This is a genomic window from Mesorhizobium sp. M7A.F.Ca.MR.148.00.0.0 (assembly GCF_003997735.1).
Taxonomy (GTDB): Bacteria; Pseudomonadota; Alphaproteobacteria; order Rhizobiales; family Rhizobiaceae; genus Mesorhizobium.
In genome coordinates this window covers 1-236 of sequence record NZ_RZTB01000695.1, presented here as the reverse complement: position 1 = coordinate 236, position 236 = coordinate 1, and the positions used below count along the sequence as shown (strand labels likewise).

Annotated in this window: 1 protein-coding gene; it reads right to left on the bottom strand. The window is 55.5% G+C overall.

The window, feature by feature from the left end:
- Positions 1-52 precede the first annotated feature (52 nt).
- Positions 53-236, bottom strand: a 184-nt coding sequence (locus EOB49_RS37200) for a hypothetical protein (RefSeq protein ID WP_206526239.1), incomplete at its 5' end; no start/stop codon positions are given.

The following is a 236-nucleotide window of genomic DNA, read 5'->3' as shown; positions in this document are numbered from 1 at the left end:
GTCAAGTAGCAGGCTGTGACCGACGGCGTGTCAGCATGCTGCCGCGCCGTGTTCAAGGCTCCCGCCGGAAAACGCTGCGGTATCGAGCACAGCTCGAACCAGGGTATTGAGTACAGCGCAAACCGGCGGTATCGAGCAAAGCTCGAACCGGGGTATCTAGCTCAGCCAAAAAGAAAAGAAGCCGGAAATTCCCGGCCTCTTTTCTTTTGCTTCCATCTATTTGTCCTGCCCATTTC